Source organism: Streptomyces xanthii (assembly GCF_014621695.1).
Classification (GTDB): domain Bacteria; phylum Actinomycetota; class Actinomycetes; order Streptomycetales; family Streptomycetaceae; genus Streptomyces; species Streptomyces xanthii.
The window spans coordinates 4,680,593-4,695,774 of the sequence record NZ_CP061281.1; the positions used below are offsets into that span (position 1 = coordinate 4,680,593).

The following is a 15,182-nucleotide window of genomic DNA, read 5'->3' on the forward strand; positions in this document are numbered from 1 at the left end:
GCGCGGCGGCTCAGTCCTCGGCGTCCCCGTAGCGCGGGTCCACGGTCTCGGGGGTGAGCCCGAGCACCTCGGCGACCTGCTCGACGACCACGTCGTGCACCAGCGCCGCCCGCTCGTCGCGCCCCTTGCTGCGGATCTCCACGGGGCGCCGGTAGACGATCACGCGCGCGGGGTGTCCTTCCCGCGCCGGGATCACGCCGCCCAGCGGCACGCTGTCGCCGCCCCAGGCCTCGTCCTCGCGGGTCAGCCGCGGCACCTCCAGGACCAGGAAGTCGACCTCGGACAGTTGCGGCCAGCGCCGCTCCAGGCGCTCCACGGAGTCCTGCACGAGGTCCGCGAAGACCTCGGCCCTGCTCGCCGCCAGCGGCACCTGAGGCGGTGCCACGGGCCCACGCATGCCGCGGCCGTGCCGGTCGCGGCGGCGCGGCGGGCGCGGCTCGCCGGGGGCGCGCGGTCCCTGATTGTCAGGACTTTCCATCACCGAGGCAGCGTAGTCCTCCACGGCCGTGCGGGTCTCGGCGGCGCGGAGCGGCTCCGTTCGGGGTACCCCCTGTCGATTCCTGACCGATCAGGCCAGTCTTGAGCTTGATTACGCTTCTTCCCCGGACCGCTGATCTCGCGGCTCCTGGCCGGATTTGCCCCGAGTGGTGACCGGTTTCAAGTGGTCGCGGGGGCGTACGACCCGGGGTCCTCGCAGGTCACCGCGGGCGCCCCCGTGGGCCCGTGTGCGCCGTCTCACCACGCGACACGGTGGGGTGACCTCGGGGAGAGTCGTCGCGGCCCGCTCAAGAGTGCGGTACCGTCCAACATCGTGAGCCCTGTACGTCGCTGTTCGCGCACCGCTTGCGGCCGTCCCGCCGTCGCGACGCTGACGTACGTCTACGCCGACTCGACCGCGGTCCTCGGCCCCCTCGCCACCTACGCCGAGCCGCACTGTTACGACCTGTGCGCCGAGCACTCCGGGCGCCTCACCGCCCCGCGCGGGTGGGAGGTCGTCCGGCTCTCCGACGGCAGCGGCCCGAGCCGCCCCAGCGGGGACGACCTGGAGGCCCTCGCCAACGCCGTGCGCGAGGCGGCCCGCCCCCAGGAGCGCGTCGCCGAGGCCGGCGGCTCCGGGCCGCGCACCGCGGACCCGATGGAGGTCGCCCGCCGCGGCCACCTCCGCGTCCTGCGCTCGCCGGACAACTGACGGCCCCCGCCGGGCGCCCGAAGTCCCGGCGGACAGCGGATGTCTGACCCCCCGCCGGGCAGTCGACCCCCGTACGAGCATCTGACGCGACGCCATTCGTGTCCCATGCGTTGACTCGTGTCGCTGGATGACATGACCATGACGACTCCGCACCTGACTCCGGGATTCCGGGAGGCGCACGTGTTCGTCCAGCAACTGGAGCCCGTCGGCGGATCGCTCGGCCTGTCCGCCCTCGTCGCGATCCTGCCCCTCGTCACCGTCCTCGTCCTGCTCGGCGCCGTCCGGATGAAGGCCCACCGCGCGGGCCTCATCGGACTCGCCGTCGCCGTCCTCGTCGCCTGGCTCGCCTTCGGCATGCCGCTCGACCAGACCTTCGCCGGCGCCGCCCAAGGCGCCCTCTTCGGGCTCTTCCCCATCCTGTGGATCGTCGTCAACGCCCTGTGGGTGTACCGGATGACCGTCCGCACCCGGCACTTCGACATCCTGCGCCGGTCCTTCGGACGGCTCTCCGACGACCCGCGCATCCAGGCCCTCGTCGTCGCCTTCTGCTTCGGCGCGCTCCTGGAGGCGCTCGCCGGGTTCGGCGCGCCCGTCGCCATCTGCGCCGTCATGCTCGTCGCGCTCGGCTTCGACCCCGTCAAGGCCGCCGTCGTCGCGCTCGTCGCCAACACCGCGCCGGTTGCCTTCGGTGCCATGGGCACCCCCGTCGTCACACTCGCCCAGGTCACCGGCCTCCCGCTCGACTCGGTAGCCTCGGTGGTGGGCCGTCAGACCCCGCTGCTCGCCCTCGTGGTGCCGCTCGTGCTCGTCGGTCTCGTCGACGGGCGGCGCGGCCTGCGCGAGACCTGGGTGCCCGCGCTCACCTGCGGCGTCGCCTTCGCCGGCGCCCAGTTCGCCGCCTCCAACTATGTGTCCGCGCAGCTCGCCGACATCGGCGCCGCCCTGATCGGCGCCGGCGCCCTGGTCGCCGTACCGCACGCGCGCCGGCCCGCCGCCGAGCCCGTACGGGCCGCCGTCCTCACCGGCGCCCGCAGCGAGGACCTCGACGAGGAGGACCCGCGCCCTGAGATCGTGCGCGCCTACACCCCGTACGCGCTCATCGTCGTGATCTTCTCCGTGGCGCAGATCCCCGCCGTCAAGGAGATGCTCGCCCGCGCCAACCGGGTCTTCGACTGGCCCTTCCTGGACGTCGCGGACCCCGGCGGCAAGCCGGTCGGCGGCAACGTGTTCACCCTGCCCCTCGTCTCCACCGGCGGCACCCTCGTGCTCCTCGCCGGCATCGGCACCGCCGTCGTGCTCGGCGTCCACGCGCGCGTGGCGGTGCGCGAATGGCTGGGCACCGTCCATGAACTGCGCTTCGCGATCCTCACGGTGACGAGCGTGCTCGCCCTCGCCTACGTGATGAACCTGTCCGGGCAGGCCGCCACCATCGGGCACGCCGTGGCGGCGGCGGGTGCCGGGCTCGCCTTCCTGTCACCCGTCCTCGGCTGGTTCGGCGTCGCCGTCTCCGGCTCCGACACCTCCGCCAACGCACTCTTCGGCGCCCTCCAGGTGACCGCCGCCCAGCAGTCCGGCCTCTCGCCCGAGCTCCTCGCCGCGGCGAACAGCTCCGGCGGCGTCCTCGGCAAGATGATCTCCCCGCAGAACCTCACCATCGCCTGCGCCGCCGTCGGCCTCGCCGGGAAGGAGGGCGACCTGCTGCGCAAGGTACTGCCGTGGAGCCTGGGCCTGTTGCTCGTGATGTGCCTGATCGTGCTGGGGCAGAGCACCCCCGTGCTGTCCTGGATGCTGCCGTGACCTGTGGTGATGCCGGGCGGCACGCGCCCGGGGAGGAATGAGGGGTTCACGGCCCGCTGTCGGTACGGCCGGGTAGTTTGTGGGGTCCGAGAAGACTCCAGGAGGGCTGGGCCGGCCGTGGCTGCAGATCTGTCGACGATCGTGAAGGCGTACGACGTGCGCGGGGTGGTCCCGGACCAGTGGGACGAGGAGACCTCCGCGCTCCTCGGCGCCGCCTTCGTCCGGGTGACCGGCGCCGACGCGATCGTCGTCGGGCACGACATGCGCCCCTCCTCGCCCGGCCTGTCCGGCGCCTTCGCGCGCGGCGCCGCCGCACTCGGCGCCGACGTCACCGAGATCGGCCTCTGCTCCACCGACCAGCTGTACTACGCGTCGGGCGCGCTCGGCCTGCCCGGCGCCATGTTCACCGCCTCGCACAACCCGGCGCAGTACAACGGCATCAAGATGTGCCGGGCCGGCGCCGCCCCCGTCGGCCAGGACACCGGACTCGCCGACATCCGCCGCCTCGCCGAGCAGTGGAGCGAGTCCGGCGCCCCCGAGCCCGCCGCCACTCCCGGCACGATCAGCCGGCGCGACACCCTCGACGGCTACGCGGCGCACCTGCGCGGCCTCGTCGACCTGAGCGGCATCCGCCCCCTCAAGGTCGTCGTGGACGCGGGGAACGGGATGGGCGGGCACACCGTCCCCACCGTCCTCGCCGGGCTGCCGCTGGACGTCGTACCGATGTACTTCGAACTCGACGGCACGTTCCCGAACCACGAGGCGAACCCGCTGGACCCGGCCAACCTCGTCGACCTCCAGGCCCGCGTCCGCGCCGAGGGCGCCGACCTCGGCCTCGCCTTCGACGGCGACGCGGACCGCTGCTTCGTCGTCGACGAGCGCGGCGAGCCGGTCTCCCCGTCCGCCGTCACCGCCCTCGTCGCCGCGCGTGAACTCGCGCGCAACGGCGGGACCGGCACGATCATCCACAACCTGATCACCTCCTGGTCCGTCCCCGAGGTCGTCCGCGAGCACGGGGGCACGCCCGTGCGCACGCGCGTGGGGCACTCGTTCATCAAGCAGGAGATGGCCACCAGCGGCGCGATCTTCGGTGGCGAGCACTCGGCGCACTACTACTTCAAGGACTTCTGGAACGCGGACACGGGCATGCTCGCCGCCCTCCACGTCCTCGCCGCGCTCGGCGGCCAGACGGGCCCGCTCTCCTCCCTCGTCGCCTCCTACGACCGCTACGCGGGCTCGGGGGAGATCAACTCCACCGTCGCCGACCAGGCGGGCCGGCTCGCCGCGATCAAGGACGCGTACGCGGGCCGCGACGGCGTCACCCTGGACGAGCTCGACGGCCTCACGGTGAGCGCCGCCGACTGGTGGTTCAACGTCCGCCCGTCCAACACGGAGCCGCTGCTGCGGTTGAACGCGGAGGCGCGGGACACGGTGACCATGGAAAAAATCCGCGACGAGGCCCTGTCCCTGATCCGCGCCTAACCCCTGGCCTCCGGCCGGGGGCGGGGTGCGGGGTGCGGGGCGCGCGGTGCGCGGCGGTGGGGCTGTGGGGCGCGCCCCGGCGCCGGCGTCGTGCTCCCGGACGCACCCTGCTCCGGGACGCGTACGGCGTCCGGTGCCCTGCTCGGGGACGCGCCCTGTTCCGGGCGTGCCCGGCTCCGTGACGCGCCCGGCTCTGGGTGTCCACCTTTGCCCGAGCCTCTCTCCCACCCTCCCGCCCCCTCCAGGGGCGTCGGCCCGGCGCCTGGCCTCGGGCGGGATGATGATGCTCAGCGCCGTCCTGAGGCTCCGCCGGCGCTTTCAGCGCTGCCCGCCGGCCCCTGGGCCCCCCGGCCTCCCGGGCCCTCCGGGACATCGGCCCGAGGTCCAGCGCCCCGTTCCGGGACGTGCCCGGCTCTGGGTGTCCAGTTTTGCCTCAGCCTTTCTCCCACCCTCCCGCCCCCTCCGGGGGCGTCGGCCCGGCGCCCGGCCTCGGGTTGGATGGCGAGGCTCGGCGCAGCCTGGAAGCACCGCTGGCGCCTTTCAGCGCCAGTGAGCGACCGTCCGCCCCTCAGGCAACGTTCTGCCCGCCCCTGTCGGGCTGCACGGAGGCGCCGCCGGTTCCGGCGTCGGGCAGCGCCTTGGCACGGGTTGGACGGCGAGGCTCAGCGTTGTCGGCCCTCGGTCCAGCGCCCCGCTCCGGGACACTGGACTGCACCGGGCACCCACCTTGCCCCAGCCGCTCCTCTCACCCACCCGCCGCCCCTGCCGGCGGCGTCGCCCCTGCGGCCCCTGCCTCAGACACCACTCCCCGCGCGAGTACGCGTTCCACCCGCCCAGCATCGTGACAGCCCTCCAGCGCCGGGAACCCCGCCCCGGGCACCCCCAGCCCCGGGCACCCTCAGGTCGCCGCCGCCTTGGGCAGTCTGCCGCCTGGGGCGGCACGGGTGGGCAAGGCGGCACCCCGGCGCCGGACGCGCGATCAAGGAGGCGGCGACCCAAGCCCCGCCCGCCCTGCGACAGCTTGGGCTACCCGGCCGAGCAGGCCCCCGGCCCCCTGCCGACGCACCGACGCACCGACGCACCGACGACCCAGCCAACCAAGAGGCACCCCCACCCCGGCCCAGGCCAGATCCCCGCCCCCGCCGGAGAGGCACAGGCACCGGGCCCCGCCCGTCCCCCAGCGGTACGCTGACCAGGTCACACCAAGACACCGAGAAGACACCGACCGACGACCCGACGGACGCCCGACGTCCGTCCCCCGGAGGGAAACGCCCATGCCGCTCGAAGCCGGCCTCCTGGAGATCCTCGCCTGCCCGGCCTGCCACGCCCCGCTGAAGGAGGCCGATGCCGAGCTGATCTGCACCGGCAAGGACTGCGGCCTGGCCTACCCGGTCCGCGACGGCATCCCCGTCCTCCTCGTCGACGAGGCCCGCCGCCCCGCGTAACCCCCACCGCGAAGCAGGAGACCGACGCATGTTCGACGAAACCCTCCTGGACGACCCGGACGCGCTCGCCCGAGCCGACCGCCGGGGCCTGCTGCGCGGTGCCGCCGAGGCGGGCGCCCGCGTCCGCACGGCGGTCCTGCACGCCACCGAGGCCGGCATCGGCGACCTGAAGCCCGACGGCCGCCCCCGCACCCTGCTGATCGCGGGCCCCGGCACCGCCGCGCTCGGCGTCTCCGATCTCCTGCGCCGCCTCGCGGGCGCCGCCTGCCCCGTCGTACGGCTGCGCACCACCGGCGTCGCACCCGCCCCGGGCGCCCTGCGCTGGGAGCTGCCCGGCTGGGCGGGCGCCGTCGACCTGCTTCTCGTGGCGACCCCGGACGGCAGCGAGCCGAGCCTGTCCCTCCTCGTCGAGCAGGCCTACCGGCGCGGCGTCTCCGTCGTCGCCGTCGCCCCCGCGGGCGCCCCGCTCACCGAGGCCGTCGCCCGCGCCCACGGCCTGTTCGTCCCGATGGCGACCGCCCCGTACGAGCAGGACGAGCCGGACGCGGCCTCCGCCCCCGGCGCCCTGTGGGCCCTGCTCACCCCGCTGCTCGCCCTGCTCGACCGCACCGGCCTGCTCGACGCGCCCCCCGAGGCCCTGGAGAAGGTCGCCGACCGCCTCGACCGCACCGCCGAGCGCTGCGGCCCCGCGATCGCCACGTACGGCAACCCGGCCAAGACCCTGGCCTCCGAGCTCGCCGAGGCCCTCCCGCTGATCTGGACCGAGGGCGCCGCCGCGGGCCCCGCCGGACGCCGGTTCGCCGCCGCGCTCGCCGAGCTGGCCGGCCGCGCCGCCCTCGCCGCCGACCTGCCCGAGGCCATGCCCGCCCACGGCGCCCTGCTCACCGGCTCCCTCGCCGCGGGCGCAGACCCCGACGACTTCTTCCGCGACCGCGTCGAGGAGGTCCAGGCCCTGCGCGCCCGCGTCGTCCTGCTCCGCGACCGGCCCGCCGGCAGCCTCAGCGCCGCCCCCGCCGCCCGCGAGCTCGCGCTCTCCCACGACACCGCGATCAGCGAGCTGGAGCCCGAGGAGGGCAGCGATCTGGAGACGCTCGCGGAGCTGATCGCCGTCACGGATTTCGCCGCCGTTTACCTGGGCCTCGCCTCCACGGCGTGAAGTAGTCCCGCCCGGCGCGCAGTCCGCCGGCTCGCCCGACGCGTACGGAGAAAGGCCCCATGGACCGCCTCACCAACCCCATCCGCCCCTACGCCTGGGGATCCGCCACCGCCATCCCGCACCTCCTCGGCACCGAGCCGACCGGCGAACCCCAGGCCGAGATGTGGATGGGCGCCCACCCCGGCGCCCCCTCCGGCACCGACCGCGGCCCGCTCAACGAGGTCATCGACGCCGCCCCCGAGCGCGAACTGGGACCCGAGGCCGTCGCCAAGTTCGGCCCCCACCTGCCCTTCCTCCTCAAGCTCCTCGCGGCGGGCGCCCCCCTCTCCCTCCAGGTCCACCCCGACCTGCGCCAGGCACAGCAGGGCTACGAGGCCGAGGAGCGCGCCGGGATCCCCCTCGCGGCCCCGCACCGCAACTACAAGGACGCCAACCACAAGCCCGAACTCGTGTGCGCACTCACCGAGTTCGACGGCCTGTGCGGCTTCCGCGACCCCGAGGAGTCCGCCCGCCTCCTCGAAGGCCTCGGCGTCGACAGCCTCAAGCCCTACGCCGACCTGCTGCGCGCCCACCCCGAAGAGGCCGCCCTGCGCGAGGTCCTCACCGCGATCCTCAGCGCCGACCGCACCGAGATGGCGCACACCGTCACCGAGGCCACCGCCGCCGCCCAGCGCCTCTCCGGCCCCTACGCCCCCTATGCGGACCTCGCCCACCACTTCCCCGGCGACCCCGGGGTGATCGCGGCCATGCTCCTCAACCACGTACGGCTGCAGCCCGGCGAGGCCCTCTACCTCGGCGCCGGAGTCCCGCACGCCTACCTGGACGGCCTCGGCGTCGAGATCATGGCCAACTCCGACAACGTGCTGCGCTGCGGACTGACCCCCAAGCACGTCGACGTCCCCGAACTGCTGCACATCGTCCGCTTCGAGGCCACCGACCCCGCGATCCTGCGCCCCGAGGCCTCCCCGGACGGCGAAGAGGTCTACGACACCCCCATCGACGAGTTCCGCCTCTCGCGCTACGTCCTGCCCGCGAGCAGCGGCCGCCACGACCTGACCGCCCCCACCCCGCAGATCCTGCTCTGCACCGCCGGCACGGTCCGCGCCGGCACGAACGACCTCGGCCCCGGCCAGTCCGTGTTCGTCCCCGCGGGCGAGAAGGCCGAAGTGTCCGGTACGGGCACGATTTTCCGGGCCACAGTGGTGGCCTGAGCTCCGTCCCACGCGCCCCGTGCTGCAACAATGACCCACTGCAAAAGGCAAGCAAAACAGCGCCTCCCGCCACAGCGGTACAGGACGTCACAGCAGCACGGGTCGTACGAAGGGACACCGGGAACAACATGAGTGCTTCAGGCGGAGCCAAGGCGATCGTGGCGGCACTCGCCGCCAACCTCGCCATCGCGGTAGCGAAGTTCGTAGCGTTCCTCTTCAGTGGCTCCTCGTCGATGCTCGCCGAGTCCGTCCACTCCCTCGCCGACTCCGGCAACCAGGGACTGCTGCTCCTCGGCGGCAAGAAGGCCCAGCGCGAGGCCACCCCGCAGCACCCCTTCGGCTACGGCCGCGAGCGCTACATCTACGCCTTCCTCGTCTCCATCGTGCTCTTCTCCGTCGGCGGCATGTTCGCCGTCTACGAGGGCTACGAGAAGATCAAGCACCCGCACGACCTCGAGCACTGGTACTGGCCGGTCGGCGTCCTCGTCTTCGCGATCATCGCCGAGAGCTTCTCCTTCCGCACCGCCATCAAGGAGTCCAACGAGCTGCGCGGCAAGCTCACCTGGGGCCAGTTCATCAAGCGCGCCAAGGCGCCCGAGCTGCCCGTCGTCCTCCTGGAGGACTTCGGCGCCCTGATCGGTCTGATCCTCGCGCTGTTCGGCGTCGGCCTCACCCTCGCCACCGGCGACGGCGTCTGGGACGGCATCGGCACCCTCTGCATCGGTGTCCTGCTCATCGTCATCGCGATCGTGCTCGCCCTGGAGACGAAGTCGCTGCTCCTCGGCGAGGCCGCCGGCACCGACGAGGTCGAGAAGATCGAGAAGGCGGTCGTCGACGGCGACACCGTCACCGGCCTCATCCACATGCGCACGCTCCACCTCGGCCCCGAGGAGCTCCTCGTCGCCGCGAAGATCGCCGTCCGGCACGACAACACCGCGGCCGAGGTCGCCCGCGCCATCGACGCGGCGGAGACCCGCATCCGCGCCGCCGTTCCGATCGCCCGCGTCATCTACCTCGAGCCCGACATCTACAGCGAGTCCGAGGCCGCCAAGGGCCCCGACCCCGCGGCCACCCCGGGCGGCCCCACCCCGACCCCGGGCCACTGACCTGAACGAAGGGGGGCGGCGAGCTTCACAGGCTCGCCGCCCCCCCTTCTCGCATCTCCACGCCCGCTCAGGCCCACGCCCGATTCCCCGGACCCCGGCTCACTCCTGATCCGGTCACTCTCGAACCAGTCACTCCTGAACCGGCCACCCCGCCAGCCGCATCGCCTCGTCCCGCCGCCGCGCCTGCCGCGCGGCGACCCCGCAGGCCAGGCCCCCGATCGCCGAACCCAGCCCGGCGACCCCCGCCCCCGCGATCACCAGCGGCCGCACCGGACTGTCCACGACCCGCCCCTGCACCGCGCCGAGCGGCACCGAACCCGCGTGGTCGCTCGGGAAGTAGCGGGAGTCGTTCGAGTCGCCCCGCTGGTCGCCCATCAGGAACAGCCGGCCGGGCGGAACCCGTACGTCGTAGGCCGGGCCGCCGTTCGCCTCGCCGCCCCGCAGATACGGCTCGGCCAGCTCCCGCCCGTTCAGGCGGGTCGGCCCGGTCGGCCCGCCGGCGTGCGCCACCCGGTCCCCGCCCAGCCCCACGACCCGCTGCAGCACGGGCCGCCCGCCGTAACGCGAGGGCATCGACAGCAGCACCACATCACCCCGGCGCACCTCGTCCCCGTCCACGCGCTCGATCAGCAGCCGCGCGCCGATCGAGTAGGTCGGCTCCATGCTTCCGCCGGCCGCCGTCACCCCCCGATACCCCGTCGCGAGCCACCCCGCCGCCCCCACCAGCACCACCACACCCAGCGGCCCCAGCAGCCAGGCCGCCACCCGCAGCCGGCGCGTTCTCCTCTTCATGTGTTTCCCTCCCCGCGCCGCTCACCTGCGGAGCCGCGCGGGGAGAGGCTAGCCCCGGCGGACGGGGTGGGGCCGGGCGAGGCGATCGGTGTAGATTCGTCACGAGCCAGACGTCGCTGCTGATGGCGGTCGGGCGGCCCGCACGCCGGGTCGGCCGAGGGAGAGAGGGCCTCCGACGGACTGCGCTGCGAGTATCGGAGGACACCTGTGTCCGAAGACACCCGCAGACCAGCCATGCGTGCCCGCCCCGCAAGGACGCGGCGCACCAGCCCACCTCGACCGACTGCACTGCACCGAGGAGCAGCTCACACATGACTTCCGCACAGGACTTCAAGGTCGCCGACCTCTCCCTCGCGGCGTTCGGCCGCAAGGAGATCACCCTCGCCGAGCACGAGATGCCCGGCCTGATGTCGATCCGCAAGGAGTACGCGGAGGCCCAGCCCCTGGCCGGCGCCCGCGTCACCGGCTCCCTGCACATGACGGTCCAGACGGCCGTCCTCATCGAGACCCTGGTCGCCCTCGGCGCCGAGGTCCGCTGGGCGTCCTGCAACATCTTCTCGACGCAGGACCACGCTGCCGCCGCCATCGCCGTCGGCCCGAACGGCACGCCGGACAACCCGCAGGGCGTCCCGGTCTTCGCCTGGAAGGGCGAGACCCTCGAGGAGTACTGGTGGTGCACGGAGCAGGCCCTGACCTGGCCGAACACCCCCACCGGCGGCCCGAACATGATCCTCGACGACGGTGGTGACGCCACCCTCCTCGTCCACAAGGGCGTCGAGTACGAGAAGGACGGCAAGGTCCCCTCGGCCGACACCGCCGAGTCCGACGAGCACCGCGTCATCCTCGAGCTCCTCAACCGCACCATCACCAACGGCTCGCAGAAGTGGACCCAGCTCGCCTCGGAGATCCGCGGCGTGACGGAGGAGACCACGACGGGTGTCCACCGTCTGTACGAGATGCACCGTGACGGCACTCTGCTGTTCCCGGCGATCAACGTGAACGACGCGGTGACGAAGTCGAAGTTCGACAACAAGTACGGCTGCCGTCACTCGCTGATCGACGGCATCAACCGTGCCACGGACGTCCTCATCGGTGGCAAGACGGCTGTCGTGTGCGGTTACGGCGATGTGGGCAAGGGCTGCGCGGAGTCGCTGCGCGGCCAGGGCGCGCGGGTGATCATCACGGAGATCGACCCGATCTGCGCGCTGCAGGCGGCGATGGACGGCTACCAGGTCACGACGCTGGACGAGGTCGTCGACAAGGCGGACATCTTCGTCACCACGACCGGCAACAAGGACATCATCATGGCCGCCGACATGGCCAAGATGAAGCACCAGGCGATCGTCGGGAACATCGGTCACTTCGACAACGAGATCGACATGGCCGGTCTCGCGAAGACCCCCGGGATCGTGAAGGACGAGGTCAAGCCGCAGGTCCACACCTGGACCTACCCCGACGGCAAGGTCCTCATCGTGCTGTCCGAGGGCCGCCTGCTGAACCTGGGCAACGCCACCGGCCACCCGTCCTTCGTGATGTCGAACTCGTTCGCGGACCAGACGCTGGCCCAGATCGAGCTGTTCACCAAGCCCGAGGAGTACCCGACCGACGTCTACGTGCTGCCCAAGCACCTCGACGAGAAGGTCGCCCGCCTCCACCTCGACTCCCTCGGCGTCAAGCTCACCCAGCTGCGCCCGGAGCAGGCCTCGTACATCGGCGTCGAGGTCGAAGGCCCGTACAAGCCCGACCACTACCGCTACTGAGCACCCGCTGCTCCGCACGCATCACCCCGCCTGACACCAGGCCGAGCTGAACCGCGCTGCAAGGACAGGCCCCCGCACCCCCGTGCCGGGGGCCTGTCCCGTGGAGCGGCCCGCACCCGCCGGCCCGATCACCGGCGGCCCGGACCCGTCAGACAGCCCGGTCCCGCGTCACCGGGCCAGACAGAGGACGCCACGAACCCCATGCCCCGCGGCCGATATTCGCTCCACGATCCGCACGATCACACCCCCCTCGGTGAAGAACACTTCCACTGCGCCCCCGGCCCCTCCGGCTGGCGCTACGTGGCCCAGCGGACCACCCCCTCCGGCGATCACTCCGGCTCGATCGACCTCGCCCTCGACGAACTCGGCCGCCCCCTCCGCCTCGAACTGAACGCGGCGAGCTGGCAGGTCCGAGGAGCCGCCCTCGACGGCGTCACCTGGGTGCGCACCGACCCCACCGGCACTCACGCCACCGAAGGCAACGCACCCGCGCACGCGTTCACCGGCACGTCCCCCGCGTTCCTTGTCGCCACCGCACGACTGCTGCGCCTCACCCCCGCTTCCCCCTCGACCCGCGTCCGCCTCGTCGCACTGACCGACCCCGTGCTGGCGCCCCGCACGCTGGACCAGTCCTGGACCTTGCTGGAAAGCGAAACACACGCCACTGACAACGGACCCCTGATCGTGGACGCGTACCAGGTCACAGCCCTGGACACGGGCGAGCAGCACACCGTCCACATCAGCGGCGACGTCGTCCTGGCCGCCCCCGGCATCGAGCTGGAGCACCTCGAGACCCCGCCCTCGACGTTCCCCTGACCCGCCCCGGCCCGTCGGGCCGGATCACGCAGGCGGCACGAACCCGGTCGCGGGCGGCTCGGGCCGCTCGGCACCGTCCGCGGGCTTGCGCAGCGAGGGCGGGGGAGCGCCGCCGTCCGCTCCGTACGGCCCCGGCCCGCCCGGAGCCACGAAACCGGAGGCCGGCGAGGCCGGCGGCACAGCACCCGGAGAAACAGGAGCGGGAGCAACGGGAGCGACGGGAGCCGACGGAGTGAACGTGCCCGTGCCCGTGGAACCCACGGCCTGAACGGGCCCGCCCTGCGCACCCGCCCCGAACGCCCGCTGAGCCTCCCGAGCCTGCCGCTCGTGCACCACGGCCGCCAGGAACGCCGCCGGCGGCACCCCCTGCGGAACCTGGGCCCCCGTGCGCGCCGCGAGATCCGCAGCCAGCCCCTCCGCCATCCGCCACCCCACCTGCGGATCGAGCTGCCCCATCCGCGTCAGGTACTGCCGCACCGCCAGCCACAGCCCCTCGGGCACCGCCGACAGATCCAGCTCCGAGAACCGCCCCACCAGCCACGCGGGCGGAGCCGGCACGAACGAGGCCTGCCCGGCCGGCACCCGCTCCCGTACGACGAGCGTTCCCGCGAACACGTCCCCGAGGCGCCGCCCGCGTGCCGACACCAGCGACGCGATGCACGCCACGACGCCGAACGTCATGAGGATCTCGACGACACCGACGGCCCCGCGCACCAACGCGTGCCGGAACCGGATCGGCCCGCCGTCGTCCCGCACCACCCGCAGCCCGCACACGAGCTTCCCGAGCGAGCGCCCATGACTCAGCGTCTCCACGGCGATCGGAATCCCGACCAGCACCAGCAGGAACATCGCCACCGCCAGCGCGGCCGCCGCCGCGTCGTCCAGCGAGGCCGTCGCCGCGACGACGCCGATCGACACCACGATGTAGACGGCGAACGCCGCCACCAGGTCGATGAGCACGGCGAGCGCCCGGCTCGGCAGCTTCGCGGGCCGCAGCTCCAGTGCCACGGCCTCACCTGTCACCAGCTCGCTCACGCCGGCCACCCACCCTTCCCCGACCTGCCCTTGGAAGCGCCAGTCTGCCAAGCTGAGCTCACATCGCGCCGTACAGGTGCCGGAAAGCTAGGAGCAGCAGACCGGATGGACCTCGACGTCTTCGTGTCAGCCCACCGCGCCGAGTGGGACCGCCTGGACGCCCTGCTGCGCCGCCGGCGCCGCCTCACCGGTACGGAGGCGGACGAACTGGTCACCCTGTACCAGCGCACCGCCACCCATCTCTCGCAGATCCAGTCGAGCGCCCCGGACCCGAGGATCGTCGGCCGCCTCACCCAACTCGTGGCACGCGCGCGAAGCGCCGTCACGGGAACCCGCACCGCTTCATGGCGCGACGTGACCCGCTTCCTCACCCACGGATTCCCCGCGGCCGTCTACAGGGCGCGCCACTGGTGGGTCCCCACCGCGCTCCTCTCCACCGCGATAGCCGCCTTGATCGGCTGGTGGATAGGCACGCACCCCGAAGTCCAGGCCTCCATAGCCGCCCCGTCCGAACTCCGGGAGATGACCCGCCCGGGAGGCCAGTACGAGACGTACTACTCGAGCCACCCGGCGGCGTCCTTCGCGGCACAGGTGTGGACGAACAACGCCCAGGCCGCCGCGATGTGCCTGGTCCTCGGCATCTTCCTGGGCCTGCCGGTCCTCTGGATCCTCTTCCAGAACATGCTCAACGTGGGCGTCGGCATCGGCCTCATGACATCCGCCGGCCGCCTCGACACCTTCCTAGGCCTGATCCTCCCGCACGGCCTCCTCGAACTGACCGCGGTCTTCGTCGCCGCCGGCACCGGCCTCCGCCTCGGCTGGACGGTGATCGACCCCGGCCCCCGCACCCGCCGCACCGCACTCGCGGAAGAGGGCCGGGCCGCCCTGGGCATGGCGATAGGCCTGGCCCTCGTCCTCTTCGTCTCCGGCGCCATCGAAGGCTTCGTCACCCCGTCGGGCCTCCCCACCTGGGCCCGGATCGGCATAGGCATCGCCGCCGAGCTCGCGTTCCTCTTGTACGTCTACGTCCTGGGCGGCCGGGCCGTACGAGAAGGGGAGTCCGGCGACCTGGACGAGGCCGAACGCAGCGCTGTGCAGCCGACCGCCGCTTGATGTGCGAACTGCCCGTGTGACCTGCTAGTCTCCTCTCACCCGGAAAGACCGTTGACACGGCCTGGACGGGGAGGTAGATTCGAACAGTTGACCCGAACTGGACATGTTCGGCTTCAACGGTTAGCGTCTAGCGCGCTTCACGAAATAACATTCTTCGAGAAGCCCCTCCGATTAATCAGAAAATGAACGCCGGTCAGACCGGCCCAAAACTTCTGATAAAGTCGGTTCAGCCGAAAGGCAAAGGCCCTCCAACGGCCACCGGAAATGAAATCTGAACCGG

At 72.7% G+C, this 15,182-nt stretch carries 13 protein-coding genes; 10 read left to right on the forward strand and 3 right to left on the reverse strand.

Features of this window, described 5'->3' with window-relative positions; genetic code table 11:
- Window positions 1–10: 10 nt before the first annotated feature.
- Entirely contained in the window at window positions 11–478 is a 468-nt protein-coding gene (locus tag IAG42_RS21240) for a metallopeptidase family protein (RefSeq protein ID WP_188341519.1), read from the reverse strand.
- A 333-nt stretch (window positions 479–811) separates the two neighbouring features.
- Between IAG42_RS21240 and IAG42_RS21245 the strand changes: the two genes are divergently transcribed.
- The 7 genes from IAG42_RS21245 (at window position 812) to IAG42_RS21275 (ending at window position 9,386) form a co-directional block, all read left to right on the forward strand.
- A complete protein-coding gene (locus tag IAG42_RS21245) occupies window positions 812–1,189 on the forward strand; it encodes a DUF3499 domain-containing protein (protein WP_188338553.1) in 378 nt (125 codons plus the stop codon).
- A 180-nt stretch (window positions 1,190–1,369) separates the two neighbouring features.
- Window positions 1,370–2,986: an L-lactate permease gene (locus tag IAG42_RS21250; RefSeq protein WP_188341520.1), complete on the forward strand. Its 1,617-nt coding sequence runs from the start codon at window positions 1,370–1,372 to the stop codon at window positions 2,984–2,986.
- A gap of 117 nt (window positions 2,987–3,103) precedes the next feature.
- Complete coding sequence (locus IAG42_RS21255; RefSeq protein WP_188338554.1) at window positions 3,104–4,468, forward strand: phosphomannomutase/phosphoglucomutase; 1,365 nt, start codon at window positions 3,104–3,106, stop codon at window positions 4,466–4,468.
- 1,274 nt (window positions 4,469–5,742) lie between these two features.
- The gene (locus IAG42_RS21260; RefSeq protein WP_018533654.1) at window positions 5,743–5,913 is read left to right on the forward strand and encodes a Trm112 family protein; all 171 of its coding nucleotides are present in this window, start codon (window positions 5,743–5,745) and stop codon (window positions 5,911–5,913) included.
- Between the two features lie 28 nt (window positions 5,914–5,941).
- On the forward strand, window positions 5,942–7,069 hold the full coding sequence (locus IAG42_RS21265) for an SIS domain-containing protein (protein WP_188338555.1): 1,128 nt from the start codon (window positions 5,942–5,944) through the stop codon (window positions 7,067–7,069).
- 59 nt (window positions 7,070–7,128) lie between these two features.
- Window positions 7,129–8,280 (forward strand): mannose-6-phosphate isomerase, class I, encoded by a 1,152-nt coding sequence (gene manA, locus IAG42_RS21270; protein ID WP_188338556.1) that lies wholly within the window; start codon window positions 7,129–7,131, stop codon window positions 8,278–8,280.
- Window positions 8,281–8,408: 128 nt separating this feature from the next.
- On the forward strand, window positions 8,409–9,386 hold the full coding sequence (locus IAG42_RS21275; protein WP_188338557.1) for a cation diffusion facilitator family transporter: 978 nt from the start codon (window positions 8,409–8,411) through the stop codon (window positions 9,384–9,386).
- 129 nt (window positions 9,387–9,515) lie between these two features.
- Here the strand turns inward: IAG42_RS21275 and lepB are convergent, their stop codons facing one another.
- On the reverse strand, window positions 9,516–10,178 hold the full coding sequence (gene lepB / locus IAG42_RS21280; RefSeq protein WP_188338558.1) for a signal peptidase I: 663 nt from the start codon (window positions 10,176–10,178) through the stop codon (window positions 9,516–9,518).
- A 311-nt stretch (window positions 10,179–10,489) separates the two neighbouring features.
- Between lepB and ahcY the strand changes: the two genes are divergently transcribed.
- Window positions 10,490–11,938 carry an adenosylhomocysteinase gene (gene ahcY / locus IAG42_RS21285; RefSeq protein WP_188338559.1) on the forward strand — a complete coding sequence of 483 codons (1,449 nt, stop codon included), beginning with the start codon at window positions 10,490–10,492 and terminating at the stop codon, window positions 11,936–11,938.
- 201 nt (window positions 11,939–12,139) lie between these two features.
- Window positions 12,140–12,754, forward strand: coding sequence for a hypothetical protein (locus tag IAG42_RS21290; RefSeq protein ID WP_188338560.1), 615 nt, complete (start codon window positions 12,140–12,142; stop codon window positions 12,752–12,754).
- Between the two features lie 24 nt (window positions 12,755–12,778).
- Here the strand turns inward: IAG42_RS21290 and IAG42_RS21295 are convergent, their stop codons facing one another.
- The gene (locus tag IAG42_RS21295) at window positions 12,779–13,789 is read right to left on the reverse strand and encodes an RDD family protein (protein WP_188338561.1); all 1,011 of its coding nucleotides are present in this window, start codon (window positions 13,787–13,789) and stop codon (window positions 12,779–12,781) included.
- A 105-nt stretch (window positions 13,790–13,894) separates the two neighbouring features.
- Here IAG42_RS21295 and IAG42_RS21300 point away from each other — a divergent pair, with 105 nt between their 5' ends.
- A complete protein-coding gene (locus tag IAG42_RS21300; protein WP_188338562.1) occupies window positions 13,895–14,902 on the forward strand; it encodes a stage II sporulation protein M in 1,008 nt (335 codons plus the stop codon).
- The last annotated feature ends 280 nt before the right edge of the window (window positions 14,903–15,182 follow it).